The organism is Ruegeria intermedia (genome assembly GCF_900129345.1).
GTDB lineage: Bacteria > Pseudomonadota > Alphaproteobacteria > Rhodobacterales > Rhodobacteraceae > Ruegeria > Ruegeria intermedia.
The window spans coordinates 231,703-254,388 of sequence record NZ_FQVK01000002.1; the positions used below are offsets into that span (position 1 = coordinate 231,703).

26 protein-coding genes are annotated in these 22,686 nt (G+C 65.3%); 10 read left to right on the forward strand and 16 right to left on the reverse strand.

The annotated features are described in order from the left end of the window. Positions 1-24: 24 nt before the first annotated feature. Positions 25-867, forward strand: coding sequence for a 16S rRNA (adenine(1518)-N(6)/adenine(1519)-N(6))-dimethyltransferase RsmA (gene rsmA, locus F3H26_RS02760; RefSeq protein ID WP_149774547.1), 843 nt, complete (start codon positions 25-27; stop codon positions 865-867). 69 nt (positions 868-936) lie between these two features. Here the strand turns inward: rsmA and F3H26_RS02765 are convergent, their stop codons facing one another. The 3 genes from F3H26_RS02765 to prfA form a co-directional block, all read right to left on the reverse strand. Next, positions 937-1,515 (reverse strand): DUF4167 domain-containing protein, encoded by a 579-nt coding sequence (locus tag F3H26_RS02765; RefSeq protein ID WP_149774576.1) that lies wholly within the window; start codon positions 1,513-1,515, stop codon positions 937-939. Between the two features lie 239 nt (positions 1,516-1,754). Next, positions 1,755-2,600: a peptide chain release factor N(5)-glutamine methyltransferase gene (gene prmC, locus F3H26_RS02770; protein WP_149774548.1), complete on the reverse strand. Its 846-nt coding sequence runs from the start codon at positions 2,598-2,600 to the stop codon at positions 1,755-1,757. After that, positions 2,597-3,652 (reverse strand): peptide chain release factor 1, encoded by a 1,056-nt coding sequence (prfA, locus tag F3H26_RS02775; protein ID WP_149774549.1) that lies wholly within the window; start codon positions 3,650-3,652, stop codon positions 2,597-2,599. The genes prmC and prfA overlap by 4 nt, the downstream gene beginning before the upstream one ends. A 62-nt stretch (positions 3,653-3,714) precedes the next feature. Between prfA and F3H26_RS02780 the strand changes: the two genes are divergently transcribed. Next, the gene (locus F3H26_RS02780) at positions 3,715-4,017 is read left to right on the forward strand and encodes a hypothetical protein (protein ID WP_149774550.1); all 303 of its coding nucleotides are present in this window, start codon (positions 3,715-3,717) and stop codon (positions 4,015-4,017) included. Here F3H26_RS02780 and F3H26_RS02785 read toward each other — a convergent pair. The 4 genes from F3H26_RS02785 to F3H26_RS02800 form a co-directional block, all read right to left on the reverse strand. Then, a complete protein-coding gene (locus F3H26_RS02785) occupies positions 3,943-4,350 on the reverse strand; it encodes a DUF1499 domain-containing protein (RefSeq protein ID WP_149774551.1) in 408 nt (135 codons plus the stop codon). The genes F3H26_RS02780 and F3H26_RS02785 overlap by 75 nt on opposite strands. Positions 4,351-4,416: 66 nt before the next feature. Further along, the gene (gene speB, locus F3H26_RS02790) at positions 4,417-5,364 is read right to left on the reverse strand and encodes an agmatinase (protein ID WP_149774552.1); all 948 of its coding nucleotides are present in this window, start codon (positions 5,362-5,364) and stop codon (positions 4,417-4,419) included. A 69-nt stretch (positions 5,365-5,433) separates the two neighbouring features. Continuing rightward, a complete protein-coding gene (gene speB, locus F3H26_RS02795; protein ID WP_149774553.1) occupies positions 5,434-6,411 on the reverse strand; it encodes an agmatinase in 978 nt (325 codons plus the stop codon). Between the two features lie 35 nt (positions 6,412-6,446). Beyond that, positions 6,447-7,610 carry a M20 aminoacylase family protein gene (locus F3H26_RS02800; RefSeq protein WP_149774554.1) on the reverse strand — a complete coding sequence of 388 codons (1,164 nt, stop codon included), beginning with the start codon at positions 7,608-7,610 and terminating at the stop codon, positions 6,447-6,449. A 66-nt stretch (positions 7,611-7,676) separates the two neighbouring features. Between F3H26_RS02800 and mazG the strand changes: the two genes are divergently transcribed. The 3 genes from mazG to F3H26_RS02815 all read left to right on the forward strand — a co-directional run bounded on the left by mazG (position 7,677) and on the right by F3H26_RS02815 (position 9,983). Then, positions 7,677-8,534: a nucleoside triphosphate pyrophosphohydrolase gene (gene mazG / locus F3H26_RS02805; protein ID WP_149774555.1), complete on the forward strand. Its 858-nt coding sequence runs from the start codon at positions 7,677-7,679 to the stop codon at positions 8,532-8,534. A 61-nt stretch (positions 8,535-8,595) separates the two neighbouring features. Beyond that, on the forward strand, positions 8,596-9,537 hold the full coding sequence (locus tag F3H26_RS02810; protein ID WP_149774556.1) for a nucleoside hydrolase: 942 nt from the start codon (positions 8,596-8,598) through the stop codon (positions 9,535-9,537). After that, positions 9,534-9,983, forward strand: a complete 450-nt coding sequence (locus tag F3H26_RS02815) for a GNAT family N-acetyltransferase (RefSeq protein ID WP_149774557.1) — start codon at positions 9,534-9,536, stop codon at positions 9,981-9,983. The genes F3H26_RS02810 and F3H26_RS02815 overlap by 4 nt, the downstream gene beginning before the upstream one ends. Here F3H26_RS02815 and F3H26_RS19345 read toward each other — a convergent pair. The 7 genes from F3H26_RS19345 to F3H26_RS02845 all read right to left on the reverse strand — a co-directional run bounded on the left by F3H26_RS19345 (position 9,980) and on the right by F3H26_RS02845 (position 16,021). Beyond that, positions 9,980-10,150 carry a hypothetical protein gene (locus F3H26_RS19345; RefSeq protein ID WP_188127673.1) on the reverse strand — a complete coding sequence of 57 codons (171 nt, stop codon included), beginning with the start codon at positions 10,148-10,150 and terminating at the stop codon, positions 9,980-9,982. The two genes, F3H26_RS02815 and F3H26_RS19345, sit on opposite strands and share 4 nt — an antisense overlap. Before the next feature lie 150 nt (positions 10,151-10,300). After that, entirely contained in the window at positions 10,301-10,828 is a 528-nt protein-coding gene (locus F3H26_RS02820) for a GNAT family N-acetyltransferase (RefSeq protein WP_149774558.1), read from the reverse strand. A 46-nt stretch (positions 10,829-10,874) separates the two neighbouring features. Further along, positions 10,875-12,152, reverse strand: a complete 1,278-nt coding sequence (gene eno, locus F3H26_RS02825; protein ID WP_149774559.1) for a phosphopyruvate hydratase — start codon at positions 12,150-12,152, stop codon at positions 10,875-10,877. Between the two features lie 135 nt (positions 12,153-12,287). Then, a complete protein-coding gene (locus tag F3H26_RS02830) occupies positions 12,288-13,172 on the reverse strand; it encodes a DMT family transporter (RefSeq protein WP_149774560.1) in 885 nt (294 codons plus the stop codon). Positions 13,173-13,316: 144 nt separating this feature from the next. Next, positions 13,317-13,730, reverse strand: coding sequence for a Fur family transcriptional regulator (locus tag F3H26_RS02835; RefSeq protein WP_149774561.1), 414 nt, complete (start codon positions 13,728-13,730; stop codon positions 13,317-13,319). A gap of 81 nt (positions 13,731-13,811) precedes the next feature. Continuing rightward, the gene (locus F3H26_RS02840) at positions 13,812-14,516 is read right to left on the reverse strand and encodes an endonuclease/exonuclease/phosphatase family protein (RefSeq protein WP_149774562.1); all 705 of its coding nucleotides are present in this window, start codon (positions 14,514-14,516) and stop codon (positions 13,812-13,814) included. An 86-nt stretch (positions 14,517-14,602) separates the two neighbouring features. Continuing rightward, a complete protein-coding gene (locus F3H26_RS02845) occupies positions 14,603-16,021 on the reverse strand; it encodes a protein adenylyltransferase SelO (protein WP_149774563.1) in 1,419 nt (472 codons plus the stop codon). 66 nt (positions 16,022-16,087) lie between these two features. Between F3H26_RS02845 and F3H26_RS02850 the strand changes: the two genes are divergently transcribed. The 3 genes from F3H26_RS02850 (at position 16,088) to F3H26_RS02860 (ending at position 18,357) form a co-directional block, all read left to right on the forward strand. Continuing rightward, a complete protein-coding gene (locus tag F3H26_RS02850) occupies positions 16,088-16,519 on the forward strand; it encodes a cupin domain-containing protein (RefSeq protein ID WP_149774564.1) in 432 nt (143 codons plus the stop codon). Between the two features lie 174 nt (positions 16,520-16,693). After that, the gene (locus tag F3H26_RS02855) at positions 16,694-17,752 is read left to right on the forward strand and encodes a hypothetical protein (RefSeq protein WP_223162410.1); all 1,059 of its coding nucleotides are present in this window, start codon (positions 16,694-16,696) and stop codon (positions 17,750-17,752) included. Between the two features lie 131 nt (positions 17,753-17,883). Next, positions 17,884-18,357 (forward strand): hypothetical protein, encoded by a 474-nt coding sequence (locus F3H26_RS02860; RefSeq protein ID WP_149774565.1) that lies wholly within the window; start codon positions 17,884-17,886, stop codon positions 18,355-18,357. 2 nt (positions 18,358-18,359) lie between these two features. Here the strand turns inward: F3H26_RS02860 and F3H26_RS02865 are convergent, their stop codons facing one another. Beyond that, positions 18,360-19,469, reverse strand: coding sequence for an anhydro-N-acetylmuramic acid kinase (locus tag F3H26_RS02865; protein WP_149774566.1), 1,110 nt, complete (start codon positions 19,467-19,469; stop codon positions 18,360-18,362). 63 nt (positions 19,470-19,532) lie between these two features. On the opposite strand from F3H26_RS02865, the gene tyrS reads away from it, so the two are divergent. After that, positions 19,533-20,783 (forward strand): tyrosine--tRNA ligase, encoded by a 1,251-nt coding sequence (gene tyrS, locus F3H26_RS02870; RefSeq protein ID WP_149774567.1) that lies wholly within the window; start codon positions 19,533-19,535, stop codon positions 20,781-20,783. Between the two features lie 37 nt (positions 20,784-20,820). Here the strand turns inward: tyrS and F3H26_RS02875 are convergent, their stop codons facing one another. Beyond that, on the reverse strand, positions 20,821-21,522 hold the full coding sequence (locus F3H26_RS02875) for a GntR family transcriptional regulator (protein WP_149774568.1): 702 nt from the start codon (positions 21,520-21,522) through the stop codon (positions 20,821-20,823). Positions 21,523-21,634: 112 nt separating this feature from the next. On the opposite strand from F3H26_RS02875, the gene F3H26_RS02880 reads away from it, so the two are divergent. Then, positions 21,635-22,585, forward strand: a complete 951-nt coding sequence (locus tag F3H26_RS02880) for a GlxA family transcriptional regulator (protein WP_149774569.1) — start codon at positions 21,635-21,637, stop codon at positions 22,583-22,585. Positions 22,586-22,686: the final 101 nt, after the last annotated feature.

Sequence of the window (22,686 nt, forward strand, 5' to 3'; positions counted from 1 at the left end):
ACCCTGCGCCACGGTAACCGGATCATGAGCGCAATCGACACCCTCCCCCCGCTGCGCAAGGTCATCGCCAAGCACCAGCTCTCGGCGCGCAAGTCGCTGGGCCAGAACTTCCTGCTCGATCTCAACCTGACGGCCAAGATCGCACGGCAGGCCGGCGACCTGAGCCAATGCGACGTGCTGGAGATCGGCCCCGGCCCCGGAGGCCTGACCCGCGGTTTGCTGGCCGAAGGTGCGCGCAAGGTGGTGGCGGTGGAAAAAGACACCCGCTGCATCGCCGCGCTTCAGGAAATCGCCGCCGCCTATCCGGGGCGGCTCGAGGTCATCAATGGCGACGCTCTCGAAATCGATCCGCTTGAACATCTGACCCCGCCCATCCGCGTGGCGGCCAATCTGCCCTACAATGTGGGCACGGAACTGCTGGTGCGCTGGCTGACCCCGCCGGAATGGCCACCCTTCTGGCAAAGCCTGACCCTGATGTTCCAGCGCGAGGTGGCCGAACGCATCGTGGCGCAGCCCGGCTCGAAGGCCTATGGCCGACTGGCGATACTGGCCCAATGGCGGGCCGAGGCGCGCATCGCCATGTCCCTGCCCCCCGGAGCGTTCACGCCGCCGCCCAAAGTCAGCAGCGCCGTGGTCCACCTGACCGCCCGGCCCGAACCCCGCTTTCCGGCGGATGCCGACACCCTGTCCCGCGTCGTGGCCGCTGCGTTCAATCAGCGCCGAAAGATGCTGCGCGCGGCGCTCAAGGGGTTGGCCCCCGATATCGAAGACCGTCTGACAGCCGCCGGCATCAAACCCACCGAACGCGCCGAGCAGGTCTCGCTCGAGGCCTTCTGTGCGCTGGCACGGGAACTGCAGAAAACCTGACAGCCTGACAAATGAAAAAGCCCCGGCGCAGATGCCCGGGGCCTGTTCATCGGTGCAGATCCAACCGGCCTATTCAGCCGCCTCGGGCGTATCGCCGCCCTGTGAAGGCTGCGCGGCATCGGCCGGCGCCGCCTTGGGCTTGCGGCTGCGCGGACGGCGCGCGGGCTTTTCCTTCGGCTCGGACACGTCGGCCGTACCGCCCTTGCTCTCTGGGGTTTCGACCAGCCCGGATTCAGGCGTATCCGCGTCGCTGCCCAAATCCAACACATCCGGCTGCGGCGCTTCGGCCGGATCCGCCCGACGCGCAGCTTCGCGCTCCTGTCGCTCAGCCCGTTCCCGATCGCGCTCGGCCTGACGCTCGCGGTTCTGCCGCTCCTGCTCTTCGCGACGCGCTTCGATCTCGCGCTGCGCTTCGCTCAGCATGCGCAGATAGTGCTCGGCATGTTGTTGAAAGTTTTCGGCAGCCACGCGGTCATTGGCCAGCTGTGCATCGCGTGCCAGCTGGTTGTACTTGTCAATGATCTGCTGCGGCGTGCCGCGCACCTTGCCCTCGGGCCCCGAACTGTCGAAAACCCGGTTAACGACGTTGCCACCAGAGGGACGATTGCGGTTGTTCTTCGCCCGCGAACGGGATTTGGAGGATCTCATCTTACTGTACGTCAGCCTTGTCTTGCACTGTCGATCCACCCGTATTCTGCGCTGCTCTGTGGCCTGTGCCGTCACGGGATGTCGACTTTTTTGGGCTTGGCGTCAGGGGCGCGCCGAAGGGGCGTCAACCGCGCTGACTACTCTGAGTAAGCATGTCCTGACGGCGCAGACAAGGGGTTAATGCACCAAATGCCGGGTTTTTTACCCCGACCGGCGTAAATCGGCCTCAGAATCCGCGGCTAACCCGGCATTCTTGCGCCCACCACCCGGTCCCGCCCGTCCAGATCAGGAACCACACGGATATTCACCAGCCCCGCCGCGTCGAACAGGGCGCTCACTGCCTGCGCCTGGGTCGGGCCGATTTCCACCAGAATCCGCCCACCTGGCATCAGATGATCAGGGGCTCCTGCGGCAATCCGGCGATAGGCGTCCAACCCGTCCGCTTCATCCGTCAAAGCCAGGCGCGGCTCGTGCTCGCGCACTTCGGGCGACAGGCCATCCATCTCATCCAGCGCGATATAGGGCGGATTGGAAACGATCAGGTCGAAATACCCACCAATGTTCTCAAACCAGTCCGAGCGCTGGATTTCCGCCCGATCCTGCACCCCCTGGGCCACCGCGTTCGCGCTGGCCTGCAGGCAGGCGGCCTCGCTCAGATCGACGCCCAGCCCGGTTGCGCTGGTGCGTTCTGCCAGCAGGGTGATCAGGATGCAGCCCGAGCCGACGCCCAGGTCCAGCACGCGGTCGAACGGCTGGCTCAGGGCGGCTTCGATCAGCGCTTCGGTTTCCGGGCGCGGGTCCAGCACGTCGCGGCTGACGCGGAAGCGTCGGCCGTAGAATTCCCGCTCGCCCAGCAGATGGGATACCGGCACCCGGATCGCGCGCAGCGACACCAGTTGCTCATACCGTTCAGCGATCTCGGGCGAGAGCTCTTCGGGCGCGATCAGGGTCACGCGGCTGGCCTCGATCCGGGCGGCATGGGCCAGCAGAACCCGCGCGTCTCGCGCCGGGTCGTCCACACCTGCGGCCCGTAGGCGTGCGGTGGCGGCCACCATGGCCTGAGCCGCTGTCAGCGCCGCGATCATTGCGCCATCTCCGCCAACAGCCGCGCCTGATCATCGGCGGTCAGCGCGTCGATCACCTCCTCCAGATCGCCCTGCATGATCTGGTCGAGCTTGTAGAGCGTCAGGTTGATCCGGTGATCGGTCATCCGGCCCTGCGGGAAATTATAGGTACGGATGCGCTCGGATCGGTCGCCCGACCCCACCTGGCTGGCCCGGTCGGCCGAGCGTTCGCTGTCGATCCGCTGACGTTCGAGGTCATAGAGACGCGTCTTGAGCACCTGCATCGCGATCTCGCGGTTGCGGTGCTGTGATTTCTCGGAACTGGTCACCACGATCCCTGTCGGCAGGTGGGTGATCCGTACCGCCGAGTCGGTGGTGTTCACATGCTGCCCCCCCGCGCCCGAACTGCGCATCGTGTCGATGCGAATGTCATTCGGGTCGATCTGGATGTCCACGTCCTCGGCCTCGGGCAGAACCGCCACCGTCGCCGCCGAGGTGTGGATGCGCCCGCCGCTCTCGGTCTCGGGCACCCGCTGCACGCGGTGCACGCCGGATTCGTATTTCAGCCGCGCAAAGACGTTGTCGCCCTTGATATGGGCCACCACTTCCTTGATGCCGCCCAGTTCGGTCTGCTGTTCTTCGATGATCTCGAACTGCCAGCCACGCGCTTCGGCATAGCGCTGATACATCCGCAGCAGGTCGCCCGCGAAAAGCGCCGCCTCGTCGCCGCCGGTGCCGGGGCGGATCTCCAGCATCGCCGGCCGCGCATCGGCCGCGTCCTTGGGCAGCAGCGCCAGTTGCAGCGCGTGCTCCACCTCGGGGATGCGCGCCTTGAGCAGCGGGATCTCCTCCTCGGCCAGCTCTTTCATGTCGGGGTCGTCCAGCATCGCCTCGGCCTCGGCCAGATCGGCCCGCAGCTGGCGCCAGGCTGCGATCTGTTCGACCACCGGCTTGAGGTCGGAATATTCCTTGGCCAAAGCCGCGATATCGCCGCCCGAGGCGCCATCGGACATGGCCGCTTCGAGGTACTGGAATCGCTGGGTGATCTGTTCAAGACGTTCTTCGGGGATCATTGGGGCGGTGTCTATCATCCGACGGCTTTGGTCAAGGCCCCGGCTTGTGCTAAGCTGCGTCCATGAAACGGATCATGGCCCTGCTGATCGTCTGCGCAACGCCCGGTCTGGCCGATGTCATCGGCCCCGGCGGCAAGGTGCAGGATTGCTATTGCACCGACACCTCCGGCGCACGGGTCGAACTGGGCGAGATGGTCTGCCTGCAGGTCGATGGCCGCATGTTCATGGCCCAATGCCAGATGTCGCTGAACGTGCCGATGTGGCGCGAGGTGTCCGAGGGGTGCCTGTCTTCAGGACTGCAGAGCCGCCAGCCAACCGTCGACCCGGGTGCGATTGACGTCGAAATCCCGTCGGCCAAATCGTAACCGTCCATAGATGCGCAATGTGTCGCGGTCCTGCTGGGCGGTGGTATAGTCGGGAAAGCCGAACACCCGGCTGCGGGTGACATAGGTGATCAGGCCCTCATCCACCGATCCGGCCAGCACCGTCGTACGCGGCGTCGCCCGCGCCACCCGGTCCAGCCGCGCAAGGCCGTCCGGTCCGGTCCGCACCACGCGGATCACGCCTCCGGGCAGGTCACGGTCGGCCTCGGCCACGACCGGCACATGCCAGCGCGCGGGATCGGACGGCGCCAGCCGCACATAGAGGCCAAGCCCGACGACAGCGGCGGCGACAAACCAAACAACCATGCGTTTCATTCCATTCAGACCTTCCGGCAGAACCCTAGCCGCCCGCCGGTACGGGGCAAGACCTGCCGGCGCTGCCTACCGCAACGTCACGCCGGGCAGGATGCACAGCAGTTCGAACAGCAGATTTGCCGCCGTCAGCGCGGTGTTGCCCGACGGATCATAGGGTGGAGAGACCTCGACCAGATCGCAGCCCACCACGTTCATGCCCCCCAGCGCGTGGATCAGTTGCAGCGCTTGCGGCGTGGTCAGTCCGCCGATCTCGGGCGTTCCGGTGCCGGGGGCATAGGCCGGGTCCAGACTGTCGATGTCGAACGAGATGTAGACCGGGTGGTCGCCCACCGTCTTGCGGATCTGCGCACCGATCTCGGTCAGGTTCTGCTGCCACAGATCCCAGGCAGGAAACTGGCGGAACCCCCAGTCGCGCGCCTCGGCGAAATCGCTGGCCGCGTAGCCCGAGCCGCGGATACCGACCTGAAAGGTCTTGTCGGGCACGATCAGCCCCTCCTCATGCGCGCGGCGGAAGACCGTTCCGTGGGTCTCGCGCTCGCCGAACATCTCGTCATTGATGTCGGCATGGGCGTCCACATGCACCAGGGCAACCGGCCCGCGCCGGGCCGCGATCGCCCGCAGGATCGGCAAGGTGATCGAATGGTCACCCCCCATCGCAACGGGGGTCACCCCCTGCGCCAGAATCGCGTCATAGCTTTCCTTGATGATACGCAGGCTGTCGGCCAGCGAGAAGGTGTTGATCGCCAGATCTCCGATATCGGCGATCTGGAGGCTGTCGAAGGGCGCGGCCAGCGTGGCCATGTTGTAGGGCCGGATCATCGCGCTTTCGGCGCGGATCTGCTTGGGGCCGAACCGGGTGCCCGAACGCCACGAGGTTCCGATATCCATCGGCACGCCCAGCACCGCCACGTCCAGCCCCGCCAGAGAATCCGCCGCAGGCAACCGCATGAAGGTGTTGGGCCCGGAAAACCGCGCCAGATCATTGCCGCTGATGGGTTGGTTGAATTGGCTCATGGCGTGCTCGCCCCCTGTCCCGTTGCTTCACCTGATACCGGCCATAGCAAAACCATGGCTAACCAATGGTTAAAGCCGCCCGTCTTTCGCCAGTTTGTTCCATCCCAGCAGGCAGATGATCTGGGTCGCCACATGCGCCCCCGCGATCGCCGTGGCCCCCGACGTGTCAAACGGCGGAGACACCTCGACCACGTCGCCGCCCTTGATGTTGATCCCGGCGATGTCACGCAGGATGATCTGCGCCTGGATCGAGCTGAGCCCACCCCAGACCGGGGTTCCGGTGCCGGGGGCAAAGGCCGGGTCCAGCCCGTCGATGTCAAAGCTCAGATAGACCGGGCTGTCGCCCAAAATGCCCTTGATCTTCTGCGCCACGGCGGCGGGGCCCGCTTCGTAGACCTCGCGCGCGTCGATGATGTTGACGCCCAGCGTGTCCTCGTTGGTGGTGCGGATCCCCACCTGAACCGAGCGTTTCGGGTCCACGATTCCCGACTTCACCGCCTTGTAGAACATGGTGCCGTGGTCCACCCGGCTCATGTCGTCATCGGCCCAGGTGTCGGTATGGGCGTCGAACTGCAACAGCGACATCGGGCCGTATTTCTCGGCATAGGCTTTGAGAATGGGAAAGCTGATATAGTGATCTCCCCCCAGCGTGACCGAGGCCACATCCGCCGCCAGAATGGTGCGGATATGGTTGGTCAGCGTGTCGGGAAAGGCGGGGATGTTGGCATAATCATAGGCCATGTCGCCATAGTCGATGATCGCCAGCTCGCTGAGCGCATCGAAGGGCCAGCCATAGGGCGCATCGGGCGATTGCAGGGCGCTGGCCTCGCGGATCGCGCGCGGGCCCAGACGGGTGCCGGGGCGATTGGTCACCGCCTGATCGAACGGCACGCCGGTCACCGCGATATCGGCCCCGGTCAGATCCTTGGTGTACAGCCGCCGCAGAAAGGACGTGGCCCCGCCAAAGGTGTTTTCATAGCTCAACCCCTTCAACTCGGGGTTGGTAAAGGCCTCGTCGACCTGGTTTTTTGCGTCTTCCAATGCCATTTTGGCCCGCTTCCTCCCTGATTTTACCCGGACCGTCAGGTCAACGGCTGCGCCTTTTCCACGATGCGCACAAAGAACGAGGCACCCACGGGTGCGATCTCGTCGTTGAAATTGTACTTGGGGTGGTGCAGCCCCGGCCCGTCGCCCTGCCCCAGAAACAGATAGGCGCCCGGGCGTTCCTGCAACATGTACGAGAAATCCTCGGCCCCCATCTCGCGCCCCGAATTGGCGATCACCCGGTCGGCGCCCGCGACCTCGCGCGCGACCTCGGCGGCAAAGCCGGTTTTGTCCGCATCGTTGACCGTGGCCGGATAGCCCACGACGTAGTCCAGCGTCGCCGTGACCCCGTAGGATGCGGCCTGCCCCTGCACGATTTCTTCAAGACGGGTCATCACCATCTTCTGCACCGCCGGGTCAAAGGTGCGTACGGTGCCGTTCAGATAGGCGGTGTCGGGTATGACATTGTCCACCGTGCCGGTGTGGATCTGCGTGACCGAGACCACGAGATCGTCCAGCGCATAATGGTTGCGGCTGACGATGGTCTGGATCGCCTGGGCGATGCCGCAGGCGGCGATCACCGGATCTCGGGTTTCGTGCGGCATCGCGCCATGCCCGCCCACGCCCTTGATGTGAATGTCGAAGGTGTCGACCGCCGCCATGATCGGACCGGGCGTGGTATAGAACGCGCCCTCGGCAAAACCCGGCGCATTGTGCAGCGCATAGACCTCGCCGATTTCGAACCGGCCCAGAACACCCTCTTCGACCATGACGCCCGCGCCGCCGCCCATCTCCTCGGCCGGCTGAAAGATCAACGCCACGCGGCCCCGGAAATGCCGCGTCTCGGCCAGGTACCGCGCCGCCCCCAACAGCATGGTGGTATGCCCGTCATGCCCGCAGGCATGCATCTTGCCCGGCGTCTTCGAGGCATAGGCCACACCCGTCTCCTCGGTGATCGGCAGCGCATCCATGTCGGCGCGCAGCCCGATCGTGGGGCCATCGCCCTGCCCGTTGATAATGGCCACGATCCCGGTTTTCGCGATCCCCTCGTGCAACTCGTCCACGCCAAATTCGCGCAGCCGCCCGGCCACGAAGGCGGCGGTCTGGTGGCAGTCGAACTCCAGTTCCGGGATCGTGTGCAGGTGCTGGCGCCATTCGGCCATGTCGGCGGCGTAGTCGGCGATACGGTTGACGACGGGCATCGGGGGTGGACTCCTGATCCAAGCTGCGGGATGGATGCATCTGACACCGGAACAAGGGGCTTCGCAATGGCTGAAAATCCACTGATCCACGATACCGACGCCGGAATCGAGCGGCTGCTGGAGATCATGCGCCGCCTGCGCGACCCGGACACCGGCTGCCCGTGGGACATCGAACAGGATTTCGCCACCATCGCCCCCTACACGATCGAAGAGGCCTATGAGGTCGCCGACGCCATCGAACGCCAGGCCTGGGACGAGCTGAAGGGCGAGTTGGGCGACCTGCTGTTCCAGTCGGTCTTTCACGCGCAGATGGCCGAAGAGGCCGGCCATTTCACCTTTCAGGACGTGGTGCGCACCATGGCCGACAAGATGGTGGCCCGCCACCCGCACGTCTTTGGCGACGAAAGCCGCGACAAGTCTGCCGAACAGCAGACCCGCGACTGGGAGGCGATCAAGGCCGCCGAGCGCGCGGGCAAAGAACAAAAGGGCGCGCTGGACGGCGTGGCCGCCAACCTGCCCGCCCTGCTGCGCGCCTACAAGCTGCAGAAACGCGCCGCGCGGGTGGGCTTCGACTGGCCCCATGCGGGCCATGTGCTGGACAAGATCGCCGAAGAGGCCGCCGAACTGACCGAGGCGCGCGACAAGATGGACGCCGACGCGCTCGAGGACGAGTTCGGCGACCTGCTGTTCGTGATGGTCAACCTGGGCCGCCATCTGGGCATCGAGCCCGAGGCCGCCCTGCGCCGCACCAACGCCAAGTTCACCCGGCGCTTCACCAAGATCGAGGAACGTCTCGCCGAACGCGGCAAGACGCCCGAGCAAAGCACGCTCGAGGAGATGGACGCGCTCTGGGACGAGGTGAAGGCCGAGGAACACGCCGCCAACGGCAAACTCCCGCCGGTCAAGGCCGCAAGCGACGCCTGAAACCGCTGGACAAGCCGGGCCGCGCTTGCCAGTGTCCGCTCTTCAAGACCCCGGAGGCTCCATGACCGCGCGCAAGATCATCATCGACACCGACCCCGGACAGGACGACGCCGTCGCCATCCTGCTGGCGCTGGCCAGCCCCGACGAGATCGAGGTGCTGGGCATCACCGCCGTCGCCGGCAACGTGCCGCTGGAGCTGACTGCAAAGAATGCGCGCATCGTCTGCGAACTGGCCGGGCGCACCGACATTCCGGTCTTTGCCGGGTGCGACCGCCCGCTGAAACGCCCGCTGATCACCGCCGAGCACGTGCATGGCAAGACCGGGCTGGACGGCCCCGTCCTGCCTGACCCGCAGATGCCGTTGGCCGAGGGGCATGGCGTCGATTTCATCATCGACACGCTGCGCGCGCAGGATCCCGGCACCGTTACACTGTGCCCGCTGGGGCCGCTGACCAACATCGCTACGGCCTTCCAGAAGGCGCCCGACATCATCGAACGGGTGCAGCAGATCGTCCTGATGGGCGGCGCCTATTTCGAAGTCGGCAACATCACGCCTGCTGCCGAATTCAACATTCATGTCGACCCCGAGGCCGCTGATATCGTGTTCAAATCCGGCGTTTCGATCGTGATGATGCCGCTGGACGTGACGCACAAGGCGCTGGTCACCAAACCGCGCAACGACGCCTTCCGCGCCCTTGGCACCAAGGTCGGCATCGCGGTTGCCGAGATGACCGACTTCTTCGAACGCTTCGACAAGGAAAAATACGGCAGCGACGGCGCGCCCCTGCACGATCCCTGCGTGACCGCCTACCTGATCCGCCCCGAGCTGTTCTCGGGCCGCCACGTGAACGTCGAGATCGAAACCCGGTCGGACCTCACGCTCGGCATGACCGTCGCCGACTGGTGGCGCGTCACCGACCGAAAGCCCAACGCGCTGTTCATCGGCGACGTGGATGCCGACGGGTTCTTTGCCCTGCTGACCGAACGGCTGGCCCGGCTATGAGCGCCGCCCTGCGCCTTGCCCGCCCCGAGGATCTCGACCGCCTGATGGGACTTGTCGCCGCCTTTCACGCCGAGGCCGGGATCGAACAGGACCCCGACCAGCGCCGCGCGGCGCTTGCGCCCTTGCTGGAAGGCATCCCGCATGGCTGTGTCTACCTGATCGGCCCTGCGCGCGCGCCGCTGGGCTATGTCATCCTGACCTTCGGTTGGTCGGTCGAGTTCGGGGGCATGGACGGGTTCGTGGACGAAATCTACATCCGCCCCGCCATTCGCGGCCGCGGCATCGCAACCGAAGTTCTTCTGGCCCTGCCCAAGGCACTGGCCGGGGCCGGCCTCACGGCCCTGCACCTTGAGGTGGATCGAACCAACGAGGCCGCGCAGAAACTCTACCTTCGAACCGGCTTCAAACCGCGCGACCGCTACATGTTGATGAGCAAAAAGCTTTAGCGCGACTCACCGCGGAAGATCAGCCCCGGACTGTAGTACATCTCTTGCACCGGATCATTCTGCGACACCGGTTCGCCGGTGATCGGATAAGTGTCAGGCCCCGCACAGGCCGCCAGAACACCAACGGAGAGCATCGAAATTACGAGAAGGATTCTTGAAGCAGACATCACGTTCTCCTTTTCTGCTGTACTCCCAACCTACGCCCGCCAACGTCGCACTTGCAGGAACAAGTTCACACATAATCACATTTATGTTTGCTCTTTTCCGCAAAATTGATCCCGGGATCCTGCCGCTGTGGGCGATTCCTCTGCAATTCCCTAGGGTTCTGCGGCATCGGCTCGCAGCGACATTTCGAAGAACAACAATTGCCCCCGGGCGATTTCGGGAATGTCGGAATAGGCATCGCGCAGCTTGAACCCCAGCGACAGATACAGCCGAGTCGCAGCTTCCAGCGGTTTTCCGGTGTCCATCCGGATCATCTCGAACCCGTCCTTGCGGCACTGGGCGATCAGCGCCTGCATGATCGCACAGCCCGCACCGGTTCCCCGGGCTGCCTCGGTCACGAACACGCGCTTGATCTCGGCGATGCCCGGCCCGATCGTCTGGAACATCCCGCAGCCGACCGCCCTCCCGTCCAGCATCGCCAGTCGGGTCCCGCCCTTGGGCGGCATATGCTCGATCTCGATGGCCGCCAGGACCGCGGCATATTTCTCGGGCGGATAGAACGTGTTGACGACCTGCCGCGACCGGTCGTCCAGCGTCAGCAGAAAGGCGTGATATTCCCAACACAAACGCCGGACAGCGTCGAACTGGTCCGGCGTTCTTGGTTCTACGATACTGAGCATGACGGACCCCCGGCCAATGTCGGGGATCAGCCTAGCAGCTTGCGGGTTACTTGCGAAGGATCGAGCGCCCCGCGTATTCAGCGACCTCGCCCAGCGTTTCCTCGATGCGGATCAGCTGGTTGTATTTCGCCAGCCGGTCCGACCGCGCCAGCGAGCCGGTTTTGATCTGACCGCAGTTGGTCGCCACGGCCAGATCGGCGATGGTGGCGTCCTCGGTCTCGCCCGAGCGGTGCGACATCACGTTGGTGTAGCGGGCACGGTGCGCCATATCCACGGCGCGCAGGGTCTCGGTCAACGAGCCGATCTGGTTCACCTTGACCAGCATCGAGTTGGCGCAGCCCTTCTCGATCCCTTCGGCCAGACGCGCGGGGTTGGTCACGAACAGGTCGTCACCCACCAGTTGCACCTTGCCGCCCAGCTCGTCGGTCAGCGCCTTCCAGCCGTCCCAGTCATCCTCGGACATGCCATCCTCGATCGAGATGATCGGATAGTCGTTCACCAGGGCTGCCAGATAGGCCACGTTCTCGTCGCTGCTGAGCGTCTTGCCCTCGCCCGCCAGAACGTATTTTCCGTCCTTGAAATATTCGGTCGCGGCGCAGTCCAGCGCCAGATAGATCTCGTCGCCGGGCTTGTAGCCCGCCTTCTCGATCGACTTGAGGATGAAATCCAGCGCCTCGCGGGTCGAGGCGATGTTCGGGGCAAACCCGCCCTCGTCGCCGACACCGGTGGCCAAGCCGGCGGCCGACAGTTCCTTTTTCAGAGTGTGGAATACTTCCGACCCCATGCGCACCGCCTCGCGGATGTTGCTGGCGGCCACGGGCATGATCATGAATTCCTGGATGTCGATCGGGTTGTCGGCATGTTCGCCGCCATTGATGATGTTCATCATCGGCACCGGCAGAACCCGCGCCGAGGTGCCACCCACGTAGCGATAGAGCGGCTGGGTGGTGAAATCCGCCGCCGCCTTGGCCACGGCCAGTGAGACGCCCAGAATGGCGTTCGCACCCAAACGGCCCTTGTTGGGTGTGCCGTCCAGCTCGATCATCGCGGCGTCGATCGCCACCTGCTCGGTCGCGTCAAAGCCCACCAGCTCTTCGGCGATCTCTCCGTTCACGGCGGCCACGGCCTCGAGCACGCCCTTGCCCATGTAACGGGACTTGTCGCCATCGCGTTTTTCCACCGCCTCATAGGCGCCGGTCGATGCGCCCGAAGGCACGGCCGCCCGACCCATGGTGCCGTCTTCCAGGATCACGTCCACCTCGACGGTGGGGTTGCCCCGGCTGTCCAGGATTTCGCGTGCGTGGATGTCGATGATGGTGCTCATGCTACCGGTCCCTGAAAATGCGTTCGGTTGCATGCCTCATACCAGCACGCGGGGAAAAGTAAACCGTGTGCGTTATCGCTAACACGCATATTTTCCGGCCTTTAGCGCCAACAGCGGCGTGTTTGCGCCAACAGGTCAGCAGACCGCCGGGGCCATGGCCCGCGCAATGCGCCGTTCGCGGATGAACGTGTACATGCCCGACCCGATGATCAGCGACGCGCCGATCATGGTCATCAGGTCCGGCCGTTCACCGAACATCCACATCCCGGCCAGAATCGAGAACAGCAGACGCGTATAGCGGAACGGGGTCAGGGCCGAGGCCTCGCCCACGCGCATCGCCGTGACGATGCCGAAGTATCCCAGCACGCCAAAGCCCACCGCGCCGAAATAGGGGCCGACCTGCCCGGCCTGAAGCGGCACCAATGGCTGGCCCGCCATCAGCATCAGAACGCCCCCCGCCAGCGCCACTGCCGCATAGGCCTGCAACGCCACCACGGCCGAGGCCACCCGCGCATCAAGCCGCCGGGTGATCAGGTCGCGCGCGGCGATGGCGACCACCGTCGCCACCACGAACAGAGCCTCGGGGCGGAACCCGTCCAGACCGGGGCGGATGACCATCAGCACCCCGGCGAAGCCGACGCCGATCGCGCTCCACCGCCGCCAGCCAACGTGTTCGCCCAGAAACAGCGCGGCCCCCATGGTTACCGCCAGAGGCATGGCCTGGAACACGGCGGCGACCGTGGACAGATCGACCAGCGACAAGGCGGTCACGAAGCTGAGCGCGCCGACGGCCTCGGTGCCCGCGCGGATCAGGGGCAAGGGCTGCCAGGCGGCCCGGTCAAAGATCCGCTTGCGCGTGACCACCGCCATCAGGGCAAAGGCCAGCCCGCAGAACAGGCCCAGCACCAGCATGACCTGCCCGGTCGGCACGGAAGTCGAAAGGTGCTTGATGAACATGTCCTCAAGCGTGAAGGCGGCCATCGCCCCGATGATCAGCAGAATGCCGTTAACGTTGTGCATGCGCGCATCTCCGTCCGGCGGGCCATTCCGGCCCGACCGGCGCAGGAAATCCCGATTGCCCCCGTCTGGCAACCCGCAACCTTTCCACGAATGATGAATTGATTTGAGCCGACCGTTCGCGTTTCGTGATGGGTCGGCGCCGGATCAGTCCTTGTCCAGCGGCACGCCGTACAATTCCAGCCGGTGCCCCTTCAGCCGATAGCCCAACTTGGCGGCAATCTTCTCTTGCAGGGCTTCGATCTCGGGGTCCACGAATTCGATCACCTCGCCCGAGTTCATGTCGATCAGGTGATCGTGGTGGTCGCGCTCGGCATCCTCATAGCGCGCGCGCCCATCGCCGAATTCCAGCCGATCGAGAATTCCGGCCTCTTCGAACAGTTTGACGGTGCGATAGACGGTTGCGATCGAGATGCCCGCATCCAGCGCCGATGCACGGGCGTACAGTTCCTCGACATCCGGATGGTCGTCGCTTTGTTCCAGCACGGTCGCGATGGTCCGGCGCTGGCCGGTCATGCGCAGGCCCTTGGCTTCGCAACGCGCGATGATCGTGTCCGGCATGGCACCCCTCAGAATCCGTTCGGGTCTCTGTCTTAGTCTGTCCGAACGGATTTCGCCACCGTGTTTTGCACCCGTGCCGCGTCAACCGGCCAGGCGCAGATCGGCCCAGACCGGCAGGTGGTCCGAGGCGATATGCGCGGGCCGTTCCCCGTGCACACCGTGGGCCAGCGCCTCGAGCCCGCCACCCAGCGCGATCCGGTCCAGCGCGCCCAGAGGCTGCGCGGCGGGAAAACTGGGCACCGGCGGCAGGAACCGCATGTCGGGGGCCAGGCGATCAAGGATCGGCTGGCGCGACCATTCGTTGAAATCCCCCGCCCAGACGGTGGGCATCCGGTCCAGCGCGCGGCCGTCCTGCCGCAGGTGAAGGATCTGCTGGCGGCGCCACGCCGAGAACAGACCCAAATGCATGCCCATCACCCGCAAAGGCCCGATATGGGTGTCGAACTCGACCCGGACCGCCCCGCGCGGTTCCAGCCCCGGCAGATCGTGATGCGCGGCGCGGCGCACCCGGATGTGGTCGCCCCGCCAGATCACCGCGTTGCCATGCCATCCCAGACTGCCCGCACCACCCAGATCGACGATCTTCCACCCGGCCTCGTCCAGCATGAAATGCGGCAGCGCCGCCGGGCGCGGCGGCAGGCGTTTGTCGGCCTCTTGCAGCACCACGATATCGGCGCCCAGCCGGTCCAGCACCTGCAGGATGCGCTGCGGCTGGCGTCGCAGGTCCAGTCCGACGCATTTCTGGATGTTGTAGCTGGCAAGGCGCAGCTTGGGCAATGTGGTCATCGGTATTCTACGGTTCTACCCCGTCAGGATTCGCAGGATCGCGCCCGGACGCAAGCCGATAGTTCAGCACAGATGCCGAAACCCGCTCAGGTGCCGCAAAAGGTGGCATGCACTACCTCGTCCTGCGCGGGCGGGCGCATCAGGTCGGCGGCGTCGGGCTGGTCGTCATAGGGCCGGGCCAGCACCGCGTTCAGCCGGTGGAACGGGGCATAGTCGCCCTGAACAGCGGCCTGGATCATCTGCTCGACCCGGTGGTTGCGCGGGATGAAGGCCGGGTTGGCCGCGTGCATCACCGCGGCCGGGTCCGCCTCGCGCGTCAGTCGCGCGCGCCACCCCTCGGCCCAGCCGTCAAAAGCCGCCGGATCGGTGAACTGGTCCCGCGCCGCATCGCTGCCCAGTGCGCGGAAGGTGTTGGTGAAATCGGCCTGGTTCTGCGCCATCCGCGTCAGCAGGTCCGAGATCAGTGCACGGTCGCCGTCCTCCTCGGTGGTCAGGCCGATCTTGGCCCGGAACCGGCGCAGCCAGTGCTGCTGCATCAATTCGGGCATGGCATGTACGATCTCGGTCGCCTCTTCCACGGCGGCCTGCTTGTCCTCGATCTGCTGGATCAGCGCCGTCGCCAGCTGCGCCAGGTTCCACACCGCGATTTCGGGCTGGTTGGAATAGGCATAGCGCCCCATCCGGTCGATCGAACTGTAGACGGTGTTCGGATGATAGCTGTCCATGAAGGCGCAGGGGCCATAGTCGATGGTTTCGCCCGAGATGGCGCAGTTGTCGGTGTTCATCACCCCGTGGATGAAGCCCACCGCCATCCATTGCGCGATCAGCTCGGCCTGCGCGTCACGCACGGCGCGCAGCAGGCCCATCGGCCCGATGGCCTCCGGATAGTGGCGTTCAATGGCATAATCGGTCAGCCGCCGCAGGTCGGCGATCTGGCCGCGCGCGGCGAATACCTGGAACGTGCCCACCCGCAGATGGCTTTGCGCCACGCGCGTCAGCACCGCGCCGGGCATCGGGCCCTCGCGCAGCACGACCTCGCCGGTTTCCACCGCCGCCAAGGCGCGCGTGGTGGGAATGCCCAGCGCGTGCATCGCCTCGGACACGACATATTCGCGCAGAACCGGCCCCAGCCAGGCCCGCCCGTCCCCCTGCCGCGAAAACGGCGTGCGCCCCGAGCCCTTGAGCTGAATGTCGCGGCGGATCCCGTCCGTGCCGACCACCTCGCCCAGCAGCACCGCGCGCCCGTCGCCCAGCTGCGGGTTGTAATTGCCGAACTGGTGGCCAGAATACAGCTGCGCCAGCGGCTCGGCCCCGTCAGGCAGCGTATTGCCCGCAAACACCTGGGCCATGTCCTGCGCGTCACCGGGCGAGATGCCCAGCACCCGCGCCAGATCATCATTGAGAGCCACCAGCCGCGGCGCGCGCACGGGCTCGGGCGACTGGCGCGCATAGAACGCACCGGGCAGCCGGGCATAGGAGTTGTCGAAGGGGATCGTCAGGGTCATGGCGCAAACATATGATCTGTGCGCAGTATTGCCAGCACCAAATCCCATCGCCGTGAAAGGCCCGCCATGACCGCCGACCAGATCATCGACCACCTGCAACTGCATCCCCACCCCGAAGGCGGCTGGTATACCGAGACATGGCGCGCGGACAACACAGGCCGCCCGACCGCGACCTGCATCCATTTCCTGCTGAAACAGGGCGAGGTCAGCCACTGGCACCGGGTCGATGCGACCGAGATCTGGCTGTTTCACGCCGGCGCGCCGCTGATCCTGTCGATCAGCGAAACCGATACCGGACCGGCAAGCGATCACATTCTGTCGCCTGACCTGAGCGCGGGCGCGCCGCAGGTCATCGTACCCGCCGGGCATTGGCAGGCCGCCCGCAGCACTGGGAACTACACGCTGGTCAGCTGCGTGGTCTCACCCGGGTTCCGGTTCGAAGGGTTCGAATTGGCGCCCCCGGATTTCGACATCCCGCGCATGCCACGCAACGACTGATCGTCTCTTGTTTTTTAGGGGAACAACCGCCCTGATTGCACCATGATCAATGCCCTGATTCTTGCCGCGGTCGTGCTGACCGGTGCCGTTCTGACCTGGCCCAGGCTGGCCAACGCCCCGTTGTGGCGGGCCACGATCACGCCGCTGGCCTAGATCATCGGCAGCGGGTTCCTGGTGCTGGGGCCGATCCTGGATGTCAGCTATGGCGGCTATGCACCGCTGGTGATGCTGGCCCTGTGCGCGCTGGCCTATGCGTTCGGCGGCGCGATCCGGTTCAACATCGCGCAGAACGCCCGCCGCACGCGGCCGTTCCCCCTGTTGCAACGGCTGGAAACCGCTGCATCGGCGGTTCTGGCCTTCGCCTATTTCATCTCGGTCGCCCATTACCTGAACCTGTTCGGTGCCTTCGGCGTCAGCCTCACCCAGCTGGACGACGCCTGTCACGCGAACCTGCTGACCACGGCGGTGTTCACCTTCATCCTCGCCATCGGCTGGACGCGGGGGTTTGCGGCGCTGGAACGGCTGGAACAGGTTTCGGTCGGGATCAAGCTGGCGATCATCGCCGGGCTGATCATCGGTCTGGCCGCATATTTCGGCAAGACCGCAGGGGCCGGCGCGCTGGCTTTCGACCCGCCACAGGTTACCGGATGGGCGGCGATCACCCTGGCGGCGGGGCTGCTGATCACGGTGCAGGGGTTCGAGACCTCTCGCTATCTGGGCGCCACCTATGACGCGCCGGTTCGGGTGCGGTCGATGCGGATGGCGCAAGGGATCTCGACCGTGATCTACATGGTCTATGTGGTGCTGCTGACCTATGCGGTCGACACCGACCCGCGGGCGTTGGACGAAACCACGATCATCGACATGATGCACCTGGTGGCGCCGATCCTGCCGCTGCTGCTGGTGGCCGCCGCGCTGAGCGCGCAGTTCAGCGCCGCCATTGCCGACACTGCCGGATCAGGCGGGTTGATCGCCGAGGTCACCGCGGGCCGGATCCCCGAAAAGCTGGCCTATGCCTTGCCGGTCGGGCTGGGCATCCTGCTGACCTGGTCCTTCAACATCTTCGAGATCATCAGCTATGCATCCCGCGCCTTTGCGCTCTACTATGCCATCCAGGCCCTGATTGCCGCCGTATCGGCCCATCAAGGCGGCCGCCCGCTCGGAACTGCGCTTGGTGCCGGTTTGTCGGTGCTGGGGCTCGCGATTGCCGTGTTCGGGACCCCTGTCGAGTAAGCACCCCGACCGCGCGCGCAACCCTGCGGTGGGCACGACCGTCCGACTTGACGCCTATCAAGGACGCCCACGCCCCGGCCCGGTAGATTGCGGCTCTGAAAGGACGGGCCAATGCGGACACTCGTATTTCTTTGGTATTGCTCGGCGCGGACCATTCGGTTCCGGCCGAACAGATCGACCCCCATGCCGTCTACGAACACAACTGCGCGGGCTGCCACGCGCCGCATGCGTCGGATCTGGTGGAAACCCTGTTGGATGCCGGGCAGGACCCGTTGGTGATCAAGCGCACCGGGCAGCCGCTGGTGGGTTTCCTGAGGTCGGGGCACGGCCGAGCGAACCCGGCCGAGATCGACGCACTGATCGCGCTGTTCACCCGCATTCAGCTGTCGGATGGGCTGTTTCGGACCAAGTGCAGAATCTGCCATGTCCGGGCCAAGGAAACCGCCCGGCTCAAGTTGGTGATCCGCGACGACCGGTTGGTCGGGCGCTATACCGGCCGCGACATCGAAACCTTTCTGCACAACCACGGCCGTCTGGCGCCGCAGGAAATCCCGGTCATGCTCGACGCCTTGCGGCAGCACGTCCTGACCAGGCCCGTGACATAGCCTCAGGCCGACATCCGGCTGACCGTTCCCCCGCCGACCAAGGCCTTGACCCCGGTGGTGCCGGGGCAAGAGGTCGGCATCCCCCGCGCCACGCGCACCGCCAGATAGGCAAAGGCCTGCGCCTCGAGCATGTCGCCATCCAGACCTACGGCCTCGACCGGATCGACCGGGCAGTCCAGCGCCACGCGCAGCATCTCCATCAAAACCGGGTTCCGGCGCCCGCCGCCGGTGACCAGCACCCGCGCGGGCGGTCTGGGGCAATGCTCCATCCCCTGCACCACCGCCGCCGCGCTCATCCCGGTCAGGGTGGCGACGGCGTCAGCGTCGCCTAGTTCCTTCACCAGGCCGATCATTTCGGCGAAATCGTTGCGGTCCAGCGATTTGGGCGGCAGGCGGTTGAAATACGGCTCGGCCAGGAACAGCTCCAGCGCGCCTGTCTCGACCGTGCCCCGCCGGGCCAGCGCGCCGTCGCGGTCCATCGGCAGGCCCAGCCGCGCCTGCACCAGATCGTCGATCGGCGCATTGGCCGGGCCGGTGTCAAAGGCCAACAGCGCACCGGGCGCCTCGGGCCCGTCAAAGGACGGGTCCACATAGGTCAGGTTGCCGACACCGCCCAGGTTCAGAAAGCACAAGGGCGCCGTGGCCCCGACATATCTGGCGCAGGCAAAGTGAAAAAACGGCGCCAGCGGTGCGCCCTCGCCGCCCATGGCCACGTCATCGCTGCGGAAATCCCAGACCACGGGCACACCCAGCGCGACCGCCAGCCCCTCGCCATCGCCCACCTGCAACGTGCCCTTGCCGCGCGGTTCATGCGCAAGGGTCTGGCCGTGAAAGCCGATCAGCTCCACCCCCTCGAATTCCGACAGCAGCTCGGCATGGGCGCGGGTCACCAGATCTTCGGCGGCGTGCACCTCGGGGCCGCTCCATTTTCCCAGCGCGGCGCGCAGCAGCTTGCGCTCGTCCTCGGCATAGGGCCGGTACGCGCTGTCGCCGAACCGCAGGATCTGCCGCCCGTCGGTTTCCACCACCGACGCGTCGACCCCGTCGAGCGAGGTGCCCGACATGGCCCCCAGTGCCCGCACTGCCCCAACTTTGCCTCGGGCCTTATTCATGGCCTTTTCCTTCCCTCGTTCGCCGCCTATAACGTGCCCCGCAATTCAACCCCGAGGCAAGACATGACGTATCACCCCAAATCGGATTTCATCGCCACGATGATCGAGCGCGGCTTTCTGGCCGATTGCACCGATTATCAGGGCCTTGACGATGCTCTGACCAGCGGGGTGCAGACAGCCTATATCGGGTATGATGCCACCGCCCAGTCCCTTCATGTCGGGCACCTGATGAACATCATGGTTCTGCGCTGGTTCCAGAAGCTGGGGCACAAGCCGATCACCCTGATGGGCGGCGGCACCACCAAGGTGGGCGATCCGTCTTTCCGCTCGGACGAGCGCCCCCTGCTGGGCCCCGAGCAGATCGACGCCAACATCGCCGGCATGCAGAAGGTGTTCGACAAGTACCTGTCCTATGACGACAGCGACACCGGCGCGCTGATGCTGAACAATGCCGAATGGCTGGACGACCTGAACTATCTCGACTTCCTGCGGGACATCGGGCGGCATTTCTCGGTCAACCGGATGCTGTCCTTTGAATCGGTGAAATCGCGGCTGGATCGGGAACAGTCCCTGTCGTTCCTCGAGTTCAACTACATGATCCTGCAGGCCTATGACTTTCTGGAACTGAACCGCCGCTATGGCTGCATTCTGCAGATGGGCGGATCGGACCAGTGGGGCAACATCGTCAACGGCATCGACCTGACCCGCCGCGTGCTGGATCACGAGATCTATGGCCTGACCACGCCCCTGCTGACCACCAGCGACGGGCGCAAGATGGGCAAAAGCCAGGGCGGCGCCATCTGGCTGAACGGCGACATGCTGTCGCCTTACGAGTTCTGGCAGTTCTGGCGCAACACGACCGATGCCGACGTGGGCCGCTTTCTGAAGATCTTCACCGAGCTTCCCGCGGACGAATGCGACCGCATGGGCGCGCTGCAAGGGTCCGAGATCAACGAGGCCAAGATCCGTCTGGCCAACGAGGTGACGACCCTGCTGCACGGAGCCGAGGCCGCGGCCAAGGCCGAGGCCACCGCGCGCGAGGTGTTCGAAAAGGGCGGCGTGGGCGGCGACCTGCCCACCCTGACCCTGACCGCCGAGGATCTGGGCGACGGCATCTCGGTCGTGCAGCTGATCGTGAAGTCGGGCCTGGCGAAATCGGGCAAGGAGGCCAAGCGCCTGATCGCCGAAAACGGCGCCAAACTGGACGACGCGCCGCTGACCGATGCGGGGCTGATGATCGACGCAGCGGCCTTGTCCTCGCCCATCAAGCTGAGCGCGGGCAAGAAGAGGCACGCGCTGGTGCAGCTGGGCTGAACCCGATCTCCACGGCCGCCTTCGGGCGGCCGTTTTTCTATCCGCGCTCGACCGAGCCCAACGGCAGGTCCAGACCGGCCGGCGTCACGAACAGCTCGATCTGATCGCGCGACAGCGCCCAGTGATCGGCCGCCAGCTGCCCCGCCGCCGCCTCGTCGCGCGCCTCGATCGCGGCAATGATGGCGTCATGCTGGTCGCAGGCCAGAGCCAGGCTTTCACCCATCCCGTCCTGATTGGGGCGGTAGAAGGTCATGCCGATGCGCGAATGGTCGATCAGCAGGCGCTGAAACGACGGCAGCAGGTAGACATTCGCCGCCATCTCGCCAGTGATTTCGTGGAACTGGTTGTTGGTCAGCGCGCGGTCTTCGGCCGAGCCCGTCCGCAGCGTTTCCCAAAACGCCGCCTGCGCCGCCTTCAACCGGTCGATCTGGTCACCCGTGGCGTTCTGCGCCGCCAGCCGCAGCACCGCGCCATAGATCATCGGCGCCACCAGGAAGAAATCGCGCAGCGTGGCATAGGACATCTGCGACACCCGCGCGCCCCGGTTTTCACGCAGTTCAAGATAGCCCAGCCCGGCCAGATGCCGGAACACTTCGCGCAGGGGCGTGCGCGACAGGCCGAACGCCTCGGACAGCTGCGCCTCGTCCAGGTCATCGCCGGGGCGCAGTTTCAGCGTCATCACCGCCGCCTTCAGATGCGCGGCCAGCGCCGCCTTGCGGCTTTTCGTGTCGTCTTTCATCCCCAACCTTCGCTTTGGTCGAATCGCGACACCCAGGATGTCGCCCCTGCTCTTGCCCGATAAAATGCACCTTGTACACAATCAGCCTGACCGCCCGTGATAGACTGAGCGCATGACCCGCCCGCAACATTTCTGCTTCATCCTCGTTCCCGAGTTCTCGCACCTGGCCTTCTCCTGCGCGGTCGAGCCACTGCGCATCGCCAACTGGGTCAGCGGAGAGGAGCTGTACTGCTGGTCCTTCGCCTCGGAGGACGGCGCGCAGGCGGTGTGTTCGAACGGGTCCGTGACGCTGGTGCATGGCGGGCTGACGGACCTGCCGAAATGCGACCAGATCTTCGTTTTGTCGGGCATTCACATGCGCGATCACGTCAGCCGCCCCCTGCTGGCCGCGCTGCGCCGCGAACGGGCGCGCGGCACGGCCATCGGGGCGCTGTGTTCGGGCGCGTGGCCTCTGGCCGAGGCCGGGTTCCTGAACGGGATGCAGGCGGCGATCCACTGGGAATATCACGACGCCTTCATGGAGGCTTTCCCGGACGTGAACCTGGTGCGCAGCGTCTTCGTGGCCGATGAAAAGCACATGACCGCCTCGGGCGGCACCGCGACGGCCGATCTGATGCTGCATCTGATCGAGCGCGACCACGGGCAGGACCTGTCGATCGCGGTGGCCGACCAGATGGTCTATAACGCCGTGCGCAACGCGACCGCCGATCAGCGTGTGTCGCTGCAATCGCGCAACGGCATGCGCAACGCGCATCTGGCCAAGGCGATCCAGATCATGGCCGACCGCATCAACGACCCGATCTCGCCGGCATTGATCGCTGAACAGATCCGCATCTCGACCCGCCAGCTGGAGCGGCTCTTCGGCAAATACCTCAACGCCTCGCCCAAGAAATACTTCATGGAGCTGCGTCTGGATCGTGCGCGCAACCTTTTGTTGCAGACCGAATCCTCGGTCACCGACGTGGCCTTTGCCTGCGGCTTTGAAAGCCCGGGCCATTTCTCACGCGTGTACCGCGCCGCCTTCGGCGTCACCCCGATGCAGCAGCGCAGCCGGCTGGACTAGGTCACACACTCATAAATCGCTATCGGCGTTTGAGGGTTTCTGATTCACTTCTGTGAAAGAGGAGAGCAGCATGTCTCAACGTCGCTATGAACTGACCGACT